The sequence below is a fragment of the Streptomyces sp. NPDC097129 genome, assembly GCF_055668065.1.
Genome location: NZ_JBVOQE010000130.1, coordinates 1 through 1,012 on the forward strand (window position 1 = coordinate 1; position 1,012 = coordinate 1,012).

Below are 1,012 nucleotides of genomic sequence, written 5' to 3' on the forward strand. Positions count from 1 at the left end.
ATTCCGGCACACGATTGACCGATGATCTTCACGTCGACTCCGTGCGGGACATGCCCGAGGTCGAACCACAGGTCAGGGTCGGCGTCGATGATCAGTCGTTTGGCGCCGCCGCGGATGTGGTGGGTGTATTCGCTGAAGGTGTGAACGATCAATGCTGGACGGGAGGAACGTGCCGGGTGGAGTCGTGCGCGGCGGCGGTCAGCTTTTCCGATTGGGGCGTTCATAGGGTGATGTTGCCTCTACTGGTGAGTTTTCGAGTGGTTTTGGTGGCGGCGAGTCCGGTCACGATGCGGGAACATCGTCGTTCGAGAGCAGCACGAGCGGATTTTCAGGCATCTGAGATGTGCGGTCAGTGATAGTCCATGGCATGGACAGCGCACGCCCCAGCGGCCAAACGATGAGTTCGGAAGCCCGCGCTGTCCGGTAGAGCGGTTAGGGTCGGGTTCTGCCTGTGACCACGGGTGATGGACGCGCTGAAGGAGCTTTCCGAGATGGCCGAATCGAATGTGGAGTCGGGAAATACTGCCGACGGTGCTTCGACTTCTCTCTCCGCTGAGGAAGTCGAGTCCACAACGCCTGGCCGTGGTCAACGACCGGGGCTTGTCACCGCCGCCGACGCAGGAAGGCGGAAACCCCCTCTCTCGACGTATCTGCCGATCCTGGGTGTCATTGCTGTGAGTGTGGCGGTGTGGATCGCTGCTCGCTGGGCGTTCGGTCGTCACGAGCAGGCTGGCCTGTGGTCGGTCGCGTCGTTCGCTGCTCTGGCTGGGGCGGCGGTGAGCGTGGCGGTGCGTCCGATGATGGCAAGTTTGTGTGCACTCGTGCAGATTCCCGTGACGCCGACCAGTCGCTCGATCGGCCCGGCAGTAGCAACAGCAGGATTGTGGTTCGGGGCCGTGATGATCGCCGGCGGCGACGCGATCTTGCCGGCATGGCTCACGGTGGCGGCTTTGTCTGTCTGGGCCGCGTGGATTGACCACTTCACCTTGCGGTTCCCCTTGCCGCTGATTCG

The 1,012-nt window shown here is 62.5% G+C and carries 1 protein-coding gene and 1 pseudogene; one reads left to right on the forward strand and one right to left on the reverse strand.

All coding sequences use genetic code 11. The features are described from left to right. Positions 1–224 (reverse strand): annotated as a pseudogene (locus AC0B9F_RS38605) (hypothetical protein); the annotation flags it as partial. A 240-nt stretch (positions 225–464) separates the two neighbouring features. Here AC0B9F_RS38605 and AC0B9F_RS38610 point away from each other — a divergent pair. Next, the coding region (locus AC0B9F_RS38610) for a hypothetical protein (protein WP_472010539.1) at positions 465–1,012 on the forward strand (548 nt) is incomplete at its 3' end.